Genomic DNA, 13,819 nt, shown 5'->3' on the forward strand with positions numbered 1-13,819 from the left:
AGTCCTTGTCGTGCGAACGGTTCAGTCGTTGATAATGGCAATGCCGCGCCCTTTGAAGCCCACAGCGACATCTGTTGCAGGCGGCAGCGCCCGTTTCACGGCGGGATTGACCACAAACAGCCGGCCGGTGCCGGTTTCCACCTCATATTCCACATGATCGCCGAGATAGGCAGCATGGGTGATGCGCCCGGGGAGGGCGGCACTCGACGCCGGCTCCAGCGTGATCGAGTTCGGCCGCACGGCAAGCTTGGCAGGTCCCGGCCGGGCATTGCGGCTGGGCACGCGATGTTCGAGCGCGCCGATGCGGATGGTCGCATCCGCCCCCTCGACGCGGATGACATCGCAGGCGACCACGTTCGCCTCACCCATGAAGTCGGCGATGAAGGCGGACGCCGGCGCTTCGTAGAGATCACGAGGCGAGCCCTCCTGCGCGATCACGCCGTCCTTCATGATGATGATGCGGTCGGAGACGGCCAGCGCCTCGTCCTGATCGTGCGTGACGTAGACGGCGGTGAAGCCTCGCGCGGGATCGTCGATCTCTCGGCCGGCATGAATGCGCTGGCCGGCGGGCAGAGGCACATCGCGGTCCCGCGCTATCGCGGCAACGAGACGGAGCTGATCCGGCTGGTGCAGGCCTTCAGCGCCTTCCGCGAAAGCGTCGACCGCGTCAGCCAGATGCGCCGAAAGGCAGATACGGCAGCGAAGACGATCCGCGCGATCTTTCGCAGCATGAATGAGGGAATTGCTCTGTTCGATGTAGCCGGCAAGCCGCAGGCGATGAACCGGCGGGTAATCGAGCTCGTTGGCCGCGGCGGTCCGTCCCGAAAGCTTCCCTTGCAGGCCTTCCATGGCGGCGAGATCACCATTTCGGCGACCCATGATGGCACATCCGTCGTCGTCTCCGTTTCCGACGAGGGTATTGGCATGACGCCGGAAGCCATCGACAAGGCTTTCGAACCCTACTTCACGACGCGTATGAAGAACGGGAGCGCCGGTCTAGGCCTTGCGACTGTCTATGGCTTCGTTCGTCAGTCCGGCGGAGATGCGAGCATCCAGTCGCGACTGGGGGAAGGTACACGCGTTACGCTCACATTTGCCGACCAGAGGTTCGATACGTTTTCAGGCGCTGCGACGGGGTGAGGATCGCTGTTATGCGGAGCGCTATGGGGAGAGAGGCTGACCCAGCATATCTGCGAACCCGCGACGACCGGTGGCACTGATCGTCAGCGTCCTGGTATTCGGCCTTCGTACCACCCATCCCAGTTCGATCGTTCGCGTCAGCATCGCCGCGCCCAGCTTTCCTGCGATGTGCGGCCGGCGTTCGCTCCAGTCGAGGCACATGCGGCAGAGTGGACGTTTCGACGGGCTGATCCCGGCAAGGTCGATACCGAAATCGCAGAAGAAGCGATGTCCCTCGGCTGAGAGGACGCCTACGCCCTCCGATCTATGCACGAGCCCTCGCTGCTCGAAGTTTGCGGCAATCTCCACGGCAATGCGGCCAGCCATGTGGTCGTAGCATGTCCTTGCCCATCGCATCGCTTCGGCGCGGGGCCCGTGGCGCTTCGCTGGCGAGGCCGGCGACGTTTGCGACAGCCCCATCAGACCTTCCAGCACGTGCGCGACGGAGGGGGAGGCGAGCCGGAAATAGCGATGGCGTCCCTGCCGCTCGGCCGCGACGAGCCGTCCGTCGAGAAGCTTTGCAAGATGCCCGCTCGCCGTCTGCGGCGTGATGCCTGCGTGGGACGCCAGCTCGCCTGCCGTCAGCGCTTCGCCGCCGATCAGGGCCGCGAGCATATTGGCGCGCGCGGGGTCGCCCATGAGATGGGCCGCCTGGGCGATCATGTTGCCGGTGGGAAGGTCGATCATGGCCCGAGACTATCGTTTTGTTCGCTGCGTGTCAGGCCGGGATATTTCGGCGATGGCCGAAGCGTCGGCGTCTGGAAACCTGTAAGGGTCTGGCCTATCGATATCAACGACGTGGACCTGATATGCCCGAACAACAGCCCCGACTTGCCATTAGCCTTCTGATGCTCCTGGCCCTCGCCACTCTCTGGGGAGCCTCCTACAGCTTCATCAAGATCGGCGTCGCTACGATCCCGCCCGTTACGCTCATCGCCGCAAGAACGATCATTGCGGGCAGTCTGCTTCTCGTCGTTCTTCGTATGCGCGGACTGAAGCTGCCGACGGATCGCCGCAATAGGCACCGCTTCATCGTACAGGCCGTGCTGAACTCCGTTCTCCCCTTTACGCTGATTGCCTGGGGAGAGCAGCATATCGACGCGGGGCTGGCGGTCATTCTGAACGCGCTGACACCCGTCTTTGCCTTTCTGATCAACGCCCTCATCACGCGTCATGAAGCTGTTACAGTCCCGAAGCTGTTCGGCGTGGTCTTCGGCCTTCTCGGGATCTGCCTTGTGGTCGGTCCGTCCGTTCTTGCGGGGCTCGGCACCGGCGTCGTTGCGCAGTTCGCCATCATCCTTGCGGCCGTCGCTTACGGAGGCGCCGTCACCTTCGGCCGGACCTTCCGGGATCTCGATCCGATGATGCCGGCGGCAGGCTCGCTGATCTGGGGCGGCGTGATCCTGCTGCCCGTCAGTCTCCTCGTCGATCACCCCTGGACGCTTGCGCCTGCGATGTCATCGATCTGGGCTCTTCTCGCTTTGTCCATCTTCTCCACGTCGCTCGCCTTCGTTCTCTATTTCACGCTTTTGCAGAGGCTGGGCTCTGTCGGCACCACGGCGCAAGCTTATCTTCGCGTCCCGATCGGAGTCGGTATCGGGGTTCTGTTCCTCGGTGAAACGCCCAACCCGAATGCTTTGCTGGGCCTCGTCTTCGTGGTCGCGAGCGTCATCGCGATGACGATGCCGGCTCGCCGGGCGCGGGGAAGATGAGAGCGGTCCCGTTCGCGAACGGCGCGGGCTTGCGCCGCCTACTCCCAATAACCGTCATCGGCGAGTGCTGAGACACGGTTCAGCACCTTGCCGCCGTCGGCCAAGGGGGAGACGTTGGTATAGTCTTCGCAAAGGGTCATGACCCACGCGTGTTGTTCGCCGGTGAGGGGATTGCTGACCACTCGACGGTAGACAGCTGCTCCATCATCCGTTCCGCTGATCTGCATTGCCGGCGTGAATGCGACCGGTGAATGAAGAGGTGGACTACACCTCCCGGCTGCGACGAGCTGCTTGGCAAGATCCGCCGCGGACTTGCCAGAACGAGGGTGGACCCAGTCCTCCCGGGCCCACTTTTCCCAGCGCGACAGCCCGAATTCTCTCGTCCAGAACGTCTGCTCCATCTGCATTGCATCACCGGGGCTCTGCCCGTCCGGGGCTCCGCGGGAGTAATGACTTGAAATCACCGAGACCAGCGCGCGCCCGGATGTGTAACTGACCTTTTCGACGGCCCATGTGGTCAGGGCGCGGGAATAGCGCAGCGCGCAAGCACCCATGTTCGCGGAAGCTGCTCCTTTCTGGAGTTTCGTCTGGAACATGCCATAGCCCGTTGCGCCGAGGGCGGGAACATCAGCCGGGCCGATCACCCAACCGCGAAAGAAGCGCCGGGAGCTCTGCCTGTTCGCGGCGCAAAGGTCGCTTTCGAAGGAAGACAGGGAAACCGGGCTGTAGCTGCCCATGATGAACCCGTACTGGTCGTCATGCCACTGGATCGAGGCGCCGTTGCGCTCAAGCTCGTCATCCTCCTCGGGCGGCGCCGCGCTGCAGGGCACCTGGCGAAGGGTGGAGCTGACGATGCGCGTTTCATGAAAGCGGGAGACGGGGACGTTGATTTTCGACACCGGCCCCGCTGCGCATCCCGAGGTGGGGGCCGGGAAGTTCTGCAAGGTGTAGGGCGGGGTTTCCCCGGGCGCGATATCCCGGTGCCGCCGGCAATCCTTGTCTCCGGGTACGCCGGCGACGGCGTTTCCATCAGGTCCCGTGCACACATCCATCGTCATGAAATCCGCAATGGGACCAAAGCCTTGCGGCTGCGCCGTGGCCATGGACGCCGCCATCGACGTCATGAGTGCCACGACCGAGCGCAACAGGAACGTCTTCATTGTCATTCTCCAGCCCTTATCCATTCGCCTTCGCCGGCAATGCTCGACGAATAGATCGACATGGCGGACGGATTATGTCCAAGGTCGTGATACCGGCTCTTCATCGGCAGCACATCTGCTTCTTGTATCGCTGGGTAGCTGAATGCCGGATCGTCGTCCCCATCCCCGGGATTGCGCTCGCCATAAGCCTTACCGCGCGCCGCTTACGCCCTATGTGCGACCTATCATAATTGGAAAAGGCATCATGAAAAGACTCGCGATTATCCTGATTTCCCTCGTCACGGCGCTCACCAGTTTTGTGCCGGCACAGGCTTTCCCCGTGCGGCCCGTAACATCATCGGCAAGCTCGACCGGTGCAGGCTCGACGGATGCGCAGCAGGTTCAGTATCGGGAAGAGCGGCGCATCATCCGCCGGCACAACCAGCGCAACGGTCATCGCTATAGCGGCCGCTATGATCGCCGCGACCGGTACAGCGATCACCGGCGCTACGACCGTCGTCACCGCAACAACGGCGCAATCATCGGCGGTCTTGCCGCTGGTGCCATCATCGGCGGCGCGATCGCTTCGCAAAACCGCAGCAGCTGTGCTGCCCGCTATCGTTCGTATCGCGCGTCGGACAACACCTATCAGCCCAACTCGGGCCCGCGTCGCGTTTGCCGCTAGGAGCGTGAGCAGCATAGGGCGCAGACCGAGGGGTCTGCGCCCTATGTCTATGTTATTGAGCGGCGCCTGCCTCGACGGAGATGCGAACGGCTACGTCGTCGGAGACGGCAGGCGCGAACATTCCGAGGTTGAAGTCTGTGCGCTTCACTGTGGCGGTCGCGTTGAAGCCGATCCACGGCTTGTTTTCCATAGGATGCTGGCCCTGCTGATTGAGAACGGTATCCAGCACGACAGGCTTGGTAATGCCGTTCAGCGTCAGGTCGCCGGTGATCAGCGCGGTCTTCTCACCCGTGACCTTGATCGAGGTCGACTTGAAGCTCACATTCGGCGACTTGCCTTCGCCGCCGAAGAAGTCGGCAGACTGGAAGTGCTTGTTGCGGCCGGCGTCGCCCGTCTGGAGCGAGGAGATCGGGAACTCGACGGTGACCGTCGATGTCTCGGGCTTGGCTTCATCGAAGTTGATCGTGCCGGTGATGCCGCTGAACATTCCGCTCGTCGTCGAAAAGCCCAGATGCTGGTAGGAGAAGACGACCTGGCTGTGGCCGGCATCGAAGGTGTAGGCCTTCGGTTCTGCATGAGCAGCACCGGCGAGAAGCAGGGCCGACGCGAAGACAGCATATTTGGTTCTGGTGATCATGATCTTGTCCTTCGTTCGTGCCATCCGCGGAATGCAGACGGAAATGGAATGGTGAATCAGTGCTTTGCCTGGAGAGAAATATCGACCTCGACTGCGAAGCCGACCGTCTTTTCGTCTGCATAGCTTTCAGCGATTTTGAAGTCGCGGCGGTCGAGCATCGTCTGACCGGACATATCCGCGACGCCATTCTTGATGGTCATCTTGAACGGCAGCCGGACGGGTATCTCGATGCCCTTGAGGTTCAAGGTCCCGATGGCGAGGTAGTCCGTGCCTTGTCGCTGGATCTGCGCAGTGAACAGGGCCTGTGGATGCTGTGCCGCATCCAGAAAGCCGGGACCCTTCACCTGGTCGCTGACGCTTCCGAGGGTAACACTTGCGGGGTTGATGACGGCCTTGACGTTTCCGGTGCCTGTCGCCTCGTCGAAAGCGATAGAGGCCGTCCAGTCGGAGAACGAGCCGGAAACCGGCGTTCCCATTTGCTTCACCTTGAAGCCGAGCGTACCCCCGGTCACCTTCCACTCCGATGGCGCGGCCTGCAGTTTCGATGCCGGTGACGATGGTGAACGTGCACCGATCTGCGATGCGAAGACCACGCCCGAGAAAGCCACGACCGCCAGTCCGAATGCTGCTGCGGAACTCCATCCGGTGCGCGCCAGACCTGTGGTCTGGCCGGCATTTCTCCCGCGCGCCATTCGCTGGAAAACGCCGTCGCGATCGATCAGGGCGTGCTTCAAAGCTCCCGCTACATGCAGAGCGATGGCGAGACAGAGCGTCCAGGCCAGAAGCTGATGCGTTGCCGCCATTCGCTGTGCCAGTTCGTTGGACTTCGGCACCAGCGGCAGATCCTGCCCGAACGGCCAGAGGATCGGTGCATATCCCGATGTTGCGGCATGCTCGATCCAGCCGGTCAGCGGAACCAGCAGCATCGAACCGTAGAGCATCCAGTGAACGACGTTGGCCACGAAAACCTCGAGGCGCCGCTCGGGGTGCACAGGGGCAGGATGCGACTGAAAGAGCGTCCAGCAGATACGGGCGAGAGCCAGCGTGAAAGCGAGAACGCCAAGGGTTTTGTGGATCGAGAAATAGAGAACCTTCGCATCGACCGCCTCCATGGAGGATCGGTGCGCGATGAAGCCCATTGCGATGTTCAGACTGATGACGACGGCTGTCGCCCAATGGAAAAAGCGGGACACGCTTCCGTAAGCCGTAGAACTGTTATGCTTCACGCGGGGTGTCTCCGATGTCGTGCCCTGTCAGAGCACATCACCTCTTATAAGAGAACCCGAAAGAGTGCAGACATACTGTTCACTCTTTGCGAACAGTCACGATAGATTGATCAGCTTTTAGATCTGGAGATTCAGTCCGATGTCGGTCATCACACGCGACGTGCGTGCATAGACTTTGCGGCTTGCAGAGTTCGTGCTCTCGCTACGCGCCGCCGATCAGCCGCTTGAGCACTGTCGGAGGCTCGGCTTGCCGGGCCGCATCCTTGATCCGGTTTTGCTCCTTGAAGACAGCCAGAGCGAGGCACAGAACCTCCGTCGAGCTATAGGGCCGCTCGTTGCAATAGCGGTGAAAGCCTTCAATTTTCGACGCGAAGTCGAGCCATATTGACCGGTAGAACGGCAGGACAGGGATATCTGCACCTGTCAGCTTTCGCACGTCCCTGATCGTCATCGGGCGCCACGGCTTGTGCCGTGTCAGATAGTGGATGATGATGATGTCGGTGGTGAAATCCTGCACCGTTCGCAACTGACGGATCCGGTGATTATAGCGAGAATCGAGGGGCAAGAAGCCCTGGCCGAGGTTGGCGGCGATGATGGCCAGCGCCACCTGTTCGAGTGTCGGCAGTTCCGGGCACTGCTCGACCAGGAGCGCATAGAGAGCCGCATATCTCTCGAAGAAGCGATAGTCCGCCGCCAGCCGATTATCGAACACGGCTACGCCGGCATTGATGGCGCGCTCGAAGGTGCAGCGGAATCCGGTCCGGCTTTCGATGGTGCGGCTCGCCGCTGCGGGAACGAAGGTAGAGCCCTTGCTGTAGAGGGCAGAAAACAGGATCTGCCCGGTCGTGAACATCTCGAAATCGGTGAAGGGATTGATGCAAAGGACATCGTAATCCATCTTGACCGAGTAGTCATATCCAAGTGTAGCGAAGTATTCCGGAAGCGCCCAGTTCAGCATGATTTCCGGCGGCCATTTGCCTTCCTTCATCGGGACCAGACGCTTGACACTCTCATAGGTTGGGACGGCGTTGGCATCCACGAATTCGATATCGTAACGCGCCATCAGCCGAATCATGTCGGCGGTCAGTCCACTCTTGTCGAAGCAGATGAACTTGCGGAAACGACGGGGGTTGTGCTCCTCCACGCTGGCAAGAGCCACCAGAGCGGGGAAAAAGATATTGGCATCGCCTGCGATGAAGACGGCGACGCTATGGGCGAAGCGTCGTATCGCCTGCCCGTCGATCCAGCCTCCACCCTCTGCCGCCACGTCATCCTCCTCCTGCCCCTGACACTTCGCCGGAAGCCTGAAAGGCATGAAGGCGCTGCTGCACCAACTCCGGTTACTCCGGAAAGTTGCAGCTTAGCCCGGCCATATCAAACAGAAAACAGGCATCCCTATAGAATGGTACGGTGGCGTACAGGCCGGATAATCTAAGTGATATAAAATATAGGCTAAATAGAAATGATTAGTACGTCATCGTACATTGTTTAATTCTGAATGTGTGATCCAATATGACAGATATGTGACAGATTAGACATGAAGATGCTTCATCTTCATGTCGCCTTGAGGGCATGGACAGGTATGGCGCGCGGCAGCACATTCAGTTTTCTTCTCCTGTCGGGCGGTGTCGGTCGCCGAACGGAGTTGAGCTACCCGAAACAGTTTCACCTCATCAACGGCCATCCGATGCTCGCCTATGCGATCATCGCTGCCATTCAGGTGGACGAGATCGACGAGATCATCGTCAACTGTCCGCCCGGCTTCGAAGAGCAGACCGAGAACATCCTTGAGGCCTACGCAGCCAGCAAGGATCATATGATCGTGCCGACCGGAGCGACGAGACAGGAATCGACCCGTATTCTGGTGGAGAATGCGCGAAACGATCACGTTATCCTGCACGAGGCCGCCCGCCCGGTGATCAGCCCCGACAAGATCGTCAGCCTGATCCGCACCGAGCGGCCAAACGTCAGCTATTGCCAGCCGATTCACTTCTCGATGTGCAGCGTCGATCCGCAATCCCACAAGCTTCTGGCGCGGGTGGATCGCGACACGACCATGAACATCCAGCTGCCGCAGAAATTCGCGCGCACCCACCTCGCCAAGGCGCACGAAGAGGCGCGCCGTCGCCGGCTCATCTACACGGAGGACGCGATGCTCTGCGCCGAAGTCGGCGGCTTCGACGTGTTCTTCGAGCCCGGCTGGAACACCAACATCAAGATCACCACAGGCGACGATTTCAGGTTCGCGGAATCAGTTCTTCAAGGATATCGAATCGATGAGTGAAACCATTCTAGTCACGGGCGGGTCCAAGGGCATCGGCGCCGCCATCGTGGAGCAACTGGCGCGGGAGCGAGACGTCGGCACCTTCGTGACGATCGCGCGCCGCAGCAATGAGTACGGCCGCTTCATCGAGCGCAACACGTCGCTCTATCCCGACAAAAACTTCATCCCGCTCTACGCCGATATCGGCAACCGCGACCAGCTCGAATTCGCGATGGACGAACTCGCCAGGCGCAATATCCGGGTGGATACGGTCGTCAACAATGCCGGCTATACCAATCCGAAAAGCGTGAATGAAATCAATATCGACGACTTCCTTTACACGCTGAAGACCAATCTGGTCGCGCCGTTCTCGATCGTTCAGACGCTGATCAAACGCGGCCAGCCGCCTCGCCTCGTCATCAATATCGCCTCGACGGCCGGCATCAACGGCCGGCCTGGCTGGCTCACCTATTCCGCCAGCAAGGCAGGCCTCATCAACATGACGGAGGTGCTGCGCGAGGAGTTGAAGGTGTACGGCACCCGCGTCGTCTGCGTTTCCCCCGGTCGCTGCGCCACCGATCTGAGAAAGACGCTGGCGCCGGATGAAGACCCCGCCACGATCATGCAGCCTTCCGACGTCGCGCGTGTCATCTCCGTGCTCGTTTCGGAGGTCGGCCATCTCATCGACAGTCAGAACCTGGTGGTCCGGACGTGACGAGCGGGCAGGCGGCAACGGATGTGAAAGCGAAGGCGTCCTGCGTCTACATCGACAGTCCCATGCCCAATGCCATCGATCAGGTCCTCCCGTTCTACCGCAGCGGCTTCTTTGACCGGGCCTCGGTGCCGATCCTGCTGCGCCGTCGCATGTTCATGGAAAAGCGCCATGCGCCGGTCGAGGCACCGGGATCTCTACCGCCGATCACGCGGGTGTCGCAATTCAGTCCCTCGCAACAGCTGGGCAGCGGTCAAGGAGGCGGGCAGGGCGTCGTCTTCTACCCTTTCGCAGCCCAGGCAAACGCGCAGGTGGTTTCCGACCGTTCCGTCCAGCACGTTCTGACCCTGCATGGCGAGAGCAACAAGACATCCTCCTTCCGCCCTTCCGCGCGGCTATATGACTATGTTCTCGTAGCGGGGACGCTCGCCTGCCGCCGCTACCTGAAACTCAAGATCTTCACCGAGCGCGAAGTGGCACAGGGACGCCTCGTTCAGATGGGTGACACGCTCGTGCAGGACATGCCCTATCTCGCGGCAGCCCCGCTCTCGCGCGAAGCCTGGGTGCTCTACGCACCGACCTGGGAAACGAGCCTGCCGAGTGAAAACTACTCGAGTGCACAGGATGGTTATGGCTACGGCGTGGCGAAGCGCTGTGCCGAGGCCTGCGGAACCCGCCGCATCCTCATCAAGCCCCATCCCAACTACGGCATGCGCGACCTCGCCTATATCCGGCAGCTCGTGCGCAACATCCAGTCGCTGCGATCGCTCGGATTCGAGGTCAAGGTGGTCAACGAGGCGATCAACTACCGGATACACCTCATCCTCACCATGATCTTCGGGCGTGACATCTACGCCGCGACGGAACTGCGCTATCCCGTATCCCTGGCGGTTGTCGACATCTCCGGCATGGAAGCCATCTGTCTGAAGCAGGGCATTCCGCATATCGTCATCCGCAAACCTTCCAACACGCACATGCCGGACGACGAGGATCTGACCGCGGTCTATCGCTTCAAGATGCTGACTTTCGGCGAGGGAACCGGCGAAGTCCAAAGGCTGATCGAGACCTATGCCGCAGCCCATGCGCAAGTCGATATCGACCACCGGCAACTGGTGTTCTCTTACGCGGATACGGCACTGCCGTCACAATCTGCCGCGCAACGCTTCGCTTGGCTGAATCGATACCTCCAGGACAACACCTATTGGAGACCATAGGCCGTCATGAAGAAGAAGCTTACCGATATCATTATCCGCAGCGTGCTGCTCGCCCTGTTCGTGGCTGTCTGCGTGTTTGTCTTCCGCCTCGATCTCGTCGTGACGGCGATTGCGGCGGTCGTGTTCTACATCGTCGTTCTGGATCTCGGCGGGTTCGTTTTCACACGGCGGATCTGGCCGCAGATCGTGCTGCGAAGCCTGCCCAAGGTCGCACCGAAGAAGGGCCGCAAGATCGCCTTGAAGGTTACCCCGGTCATGCTGGAAGCCGACATGATGCGCGCGGTCTTTGCCGGCTGCGAGTTCATCCTCTATTACGACGCTCCGGCAAAGACGACCTATCAGGTCACGATGTGGCTGCCCTTTCTCAAGATGCTCGACCGTCCTTTCGTGGTCGTCGCGAGGCAGGCGGACTCGGCCAAGGAGCTTCGCGATCTCGGGATCAACGCTATCTACCTGAAGTCGATCACCGACGTCGATCAGGCCCTGTCCGGGCAGAGGCTCAAGGCTGTCTTTTACGTCAATAACGGCATGCGCAACATGCACATGGTCCGGTATAACGACAAGCTGCACATACAGATGCTGCACGGCGAGAGTGACAAGCCCACGAGCTTCAATCCGGTCTGCAAGATGTACGATATCCTCTACGTCTCCGGGCAACTCGCCATCGACCGCTACCACAACAATGGCGTCTTCATCGACGATCGGCAATTCCGCATCGTCAGCCGGCCGCAGGTGGGTGCCCTGTCAGCCGCCTATCGCCCAGGCGACGCGATCGATACAGTCCTTTATGCTCCCACGTGGTCCGGCGTTTACGCCGACCAGAACCTGTCTTCCATGCCGAGAGCCATCGAGATTGTGGATCGCCTGATGGAAGCCGGCTTCCGGGTCATCTTCCGTCCCCATCCGCTCTCCTACAAGAGCACGGAGGACAGCGCGATCATCGACGCCATCGCCGACAGGATGGTCGCCGCGAATGCCGCATCCGACAGGCCTGGCGCGGCTTCCGGTCATCTCATTTCCAATCATGAACGTTTTCAGGGCCTTCTGCCCGCGGCAAACGACTGTATTGACGCCGCACAATTCATGATCTCCGACGTCACCAGCCTTGTTGGGGATTGGCTCTATACCAAAAAGCCCTTCGCCGTCATCGATCCGACAGACGATCAGGCGGTTTTCGAGCGCGACAATGCTCTCGTCCGTCCGGCCTACTATCTTGATTCCGCTCTCACGCAGTTGCCCGCCGTCATCGATGCGGTTCGCAATGGAGACCGGCTGTTTGCGCGCCGGGTGGAATGGCGCGCCTATGCGCTTGGGGTGGAAGACGAACAGTCGCCGGTCGACATGTTCGTCAGCACGACGCTCGACCTTCTCGATAACTTCGACAAGCAGGCCTTCCAACGGCAATTGCTGGAGGAGAACCAGCATCGCCTCTCCGGCCGGCCCGCTTTGGCGGGGGCTGCCCAATGATATCGGCGCGTCATCCGGCAGGCTCGCACAGGCGTCTATCCGGCGCCGGACGTCGGCATGTGCATTCAGGAGGGGTTGCGGAACAGGCCTCCAGGATCCGGCATGTCCGTCGTTACCTGACGCAGGCCGGATCCCGCATTCCCGAAGGCCGCACGCCATGAAGATGATTGTCGTCCACTGGCGCGTGACGGCTGCCCTCGTGATTCGTGAAATGTCGGTGCGGTTCGGCCGAAAGCCGGGCGGATATGTGTGGGCCGTGCTCGATCCTGCAGCCCATATTCTGCTGCTGACGCTGATCTTCCAGACGCTGACGCGCACGCCGGCGCTTGGAACCAGCTTCGCCCTGTTCTTCGCGACCGGCTATCTCGGCTTCCACTTCTATCAGGCGACCGCCAATTATGTGAACAGTGCGATCAAATCCAACCGCTCCCTGTTGACCTATCCGAACGTTGCGCCCATCGACACGATCGTTGCCCGGGCGATTTTGCAGATTATCACGACGGCCTTCGTCGCCACCATCGTCCTGACCGCTCTTCAGCTTCGCCTGCGCGTGCCGCAGACCGTGACGTTCCCGCCGCTGATCGAGGCTGCAACCCTTGCCGCCCTGCTCGGCGTGAGTGTCGGGCTGTTCAACAACGTCATGTTCCAGAAATACCCGCTCTATGAGCAGATCTACAATATCGTCCACCGGCCGCTGTTCATGATCTCCGGCATCTTCTTCCTGCCGGATGCCATTCCCAACCCCTATCGCGACATCGTGCTCCTCAACCCGCTCGTCCATGTGACGATGCTGTTCCGGACCGGATTCTATCCGTCCTACCGCGCAACAGGGCTCGATATGGGGTACCTCACCCTCTTCGTCGTCTCAGCCCTCATCGTCGGCATGACCGTCTTCACGGTCTCCTCTTCCGTGTTGAGGAGCGAATGATCCAGCTTCGAAACGCCACGAAGTCCGTCAACGTCAACGGCGGCCGGGTCCCCATTCTCGCCGGAGTGGACTTGACCCTTCCAACCGGGCGGAGCGTCGGACTGCTCGGACGCAACGGCGCTGGAAAATCCACGCTTCTGCGCATCATCGCCGGCACGAACCGCCTCGATAGCGGGCGCATCGTCCGCAGCGGCACGATCTCCTGGCCGCTCGGCTTCAAAGGCGGTTTCCAGAGCTCGATGAGCGGCGCGCAGAACGTCCGTTTCGTTGCCCGCATCTACGGCGCGACGACGGCTGAACTGGTCGATTATGTCGAGGATTTCGCCGAGCTCGGTGCTTTCTATCATGAGCCGGTCAGCACCTATTCTTCCGGCATGCGTGCGCGGCTGGCCTTTGGCCTCAGCATGGGCATCAATTTCGATTGCTACCTGATCGACGAGGTCACCGCCGTCGGCGACAGAAATTTCAAGAAGAAGTGCAACGCAGCCTTCGCGGCCAAGCTCGGCCGGGCCGACATCATCATGGTCTCCCACAGCATCGGAACGCTCCGCGAATACTGCCACAGCGGCGTCGTCATGGAGCAGGGGATACTCACCTATTTCGATGACATCGAGGAGGCCATCCGCGTGCACGAAGCAAACATGGATGCGAGGTAGG

At 60.7% G+C, this 13,819-nt stretch carries 13 protein-coding genes and 2 pseudogenes; 9 read left to right on the forward strand and 6 right to left on the reverse strand.

What is annotated here, in order from left to right:
* Positions 1–21: 21 nt before the first annotated feature.
* Positions 22–519 (reverse strand): annotated as a pseudogene (locus BSG19_RS19530) (TOBE domain-containing protein); the annotation flags it as partial.
* Between BSG19_RS19530 and BSG19_RS19535 the strand changes: the two are divergent.
* Positions 520–1,140: pseudogene (locus BSG19_RS19535) on the forward strand (ATP-binding protein); the annotation flags it as partial.
* 21 nt (positions 1,141–1,161) lie between these two features.
* Here the strand turns inward: BSG19_RS19535 and BSG19_RS19540 are convergent.
* Positions 1,162–1,866, reverse strand: a complete 705-nt coding sequence (locus BSG19_RS19540) for an ArsR/SmtB family transcription factor (protein ID WP_092989705.1) — start codon at positions 1,864–1,866, stop codon at positions 1,162–1,164.
* A 122-nt stretch (positions 1,867–1,988) separates the two neighbouring features.
* Here BSG19_RS19540 and BSG19_RS19545 point away from each other — a divergent pair, with 122 nt between their 5' ends.
* Positions 1,989–2,891, forward strand: a complete 903-nt coding sequence (locus BSG19_RS19545) for a DMT family transporter (RefSeq protein WP_092989706.1) — start codon at positions 1,989–1,991, stop codon at positions 2,889–2,891.
* Positions 2,892–2,929: 38 nt separating this feature from the next.
* Here BSG19_RS19545 and BSG19_RS19550 read toward each other — a convergent pair whose 3' ends face one another.
* On the reverse strand, positions 2,930–4,051 hold the full coding sequence (locus BSG19_RS19550) for a hypothetical protein (RefSeq protein WP_092989707.1): 1,122 nt from the start codon (positions 4,049–4,051) through the stop codon (positions 2,930–2,932).
* 244 nt (positions 4,052–4,295) lie between these two features.
* On the opposite strand from BSG19_RS19550, the gene BSG19_RS19555 reads away from it, so the two are divergent.
* Positions 4,296–4,715, forward strand: coding sequence for a BA14K family protein (locus BSG19_RS19555; RefSeq protein WP_092989708.1), 420 nt, complete (start codon positions 4,296–4,298; stop codon positions 4,713–4,715).
* A gap of 52 nt (positions 4,716–4,767) precedes the next feature.
* Here the strand turns inward: BSG19_RS19555 and BSG19_RS19560 are convergent, their stop codons facing one another.
* The 3 genes from BSG19_RS19560 to BSG19_RS19570 form a co-directional block, all read right to left on the reverse strand.
* Complete coding sequence (locus tag BSG19_RS19560; RefSeq protein WP_092989709.1) at positions 4,768–5,352, reverse strand: YceI family protein; 585 nt, start codon at positions 5,350–5,352, stop codon at positions 4,768–4,770.
* Positions 5,353–5,408: 56 nt separating this feature from the next.
* Positions 5,409–6,578 carry a cytochrome b/b6 domain-containing protein gene (locus tag BSG19_RS19565; protein ID WP_210185402.1) on the reverse strand — a complete coding sequence of 390 codons (1,170 nt, stop codon included), beginning with the start codon at positions 6,576–6,578 and terminating at the stop codon, positions 5,409–5,411.
* Between the two features lie 202 nt (positions 6,579–6,780).
* Positions 6,781–7,893 carry a glycosyltransferase gene (locus tag BSG19_RS19570; protein ID WP_092989710.1) on the reverse strand — a complete coding sequence of 371 codons (1,113 nt, stop codon included), beginning with the start codon at positions 7,891–7,893 and terminating at the stop codon, positions 6,781–6,783.
* Positions 7,894–8,115: 222 nt separating this feature from the next.
* Here BSG19_RS19570 and BSG19_RS19575 point away from each other — a divergent pair, with 222 nt between their 5' ends.
* The 6 genes from BSG19_RS19575 to BSG19_RS19600 all read left to right on the forward strand — a co-directional run bounded on the left by BSG19_RS19575 (position 8,116) and on the right by BSG19_RS19600 (position 13,818).
* Positions 8,116–8,862 (forward strand): IspD/TarI family cytidylyltransferase, encoded by a 747-nt coding sequence (locus BSG19_RS19575; protein ID WP_092989711.1) that lies wholly within the window; start codon positions 8,116–8,118, stop codon positions 8,860–8,862.
* Positions 8,855–9,556: an SDR family oxidoreductase gene (locus BSG19_RS19580; protein WP_092989712.1), complete on the forward strand. Its 702-nt coding sequence runs from the start codon at positions 8,855–8,857 to the stop codon at positions 9,554–9,556. Before BSG19_RS19575 ends, BSG19_RS19580 begins: the two co-directional genes overlap by 8 nt.
* On the forward strand, positions 9,553–10,767 hold the full coding sequence (locus tag BSG19_RS19585; RefSeq protein WP_092989713.1) for a hypothetical protein: 1,215 nt from the start codon (positions 9,553–9,555) through the stop codon (positions 10,765–10,767). Before BSG19_RS19580 ends, BSG19_RS19585 begins: the two co-directional genes overlap by 4 nt.
* 6 nt (positions 10,768–10,773) lie before the next feature.
* Complete coding sequence (locus BSG19_RS19590) at positions 10,774–12,234, forward strand: hypothetical protein (RefSeq protein ID WP_092989714.1); 1,461 nt, start codon at positions 10,774–10,776, stop codon at positions 12,232–12,234.
* 157 nt (positions 12,235–12,391) lie between these two features.
* On the forward strand, positions 12,392–13,162 hold the full coding sequence (locus BSG19_RS19595) for an ABC transporter permease (protein ID WP_092989715.1): 771 nt from the start codon (positions 12,392–12,394) through the stop codon (positions 13,160–13,162).
* Positions 13,159–13,818, forward strand: coding sequence for an ABC transporter ATP-binding protein (locus BSG19_RS19600; RefSeq protein WP_092989716.1), 660 nt, complete (start codon positions 13,159–13,161; stop codon positions 13,816–13,818). Before BSG19_RS19595 ends, BSG19_RS19600 begins: the two co-directional genes overlap by 4 nt.
* Position 13,819 lies beyond the last annotated feature (1 nt).

The sequence above is a fragment of the Rhizobium sp. NFR03 genome (assembly GCF_900111275.1).
Lineage (GTDB): Bacteria > Pseudomonadota > Alphaproteobacteria > Rhizobiales > Rhizobiaceae > Ferranicluibacter.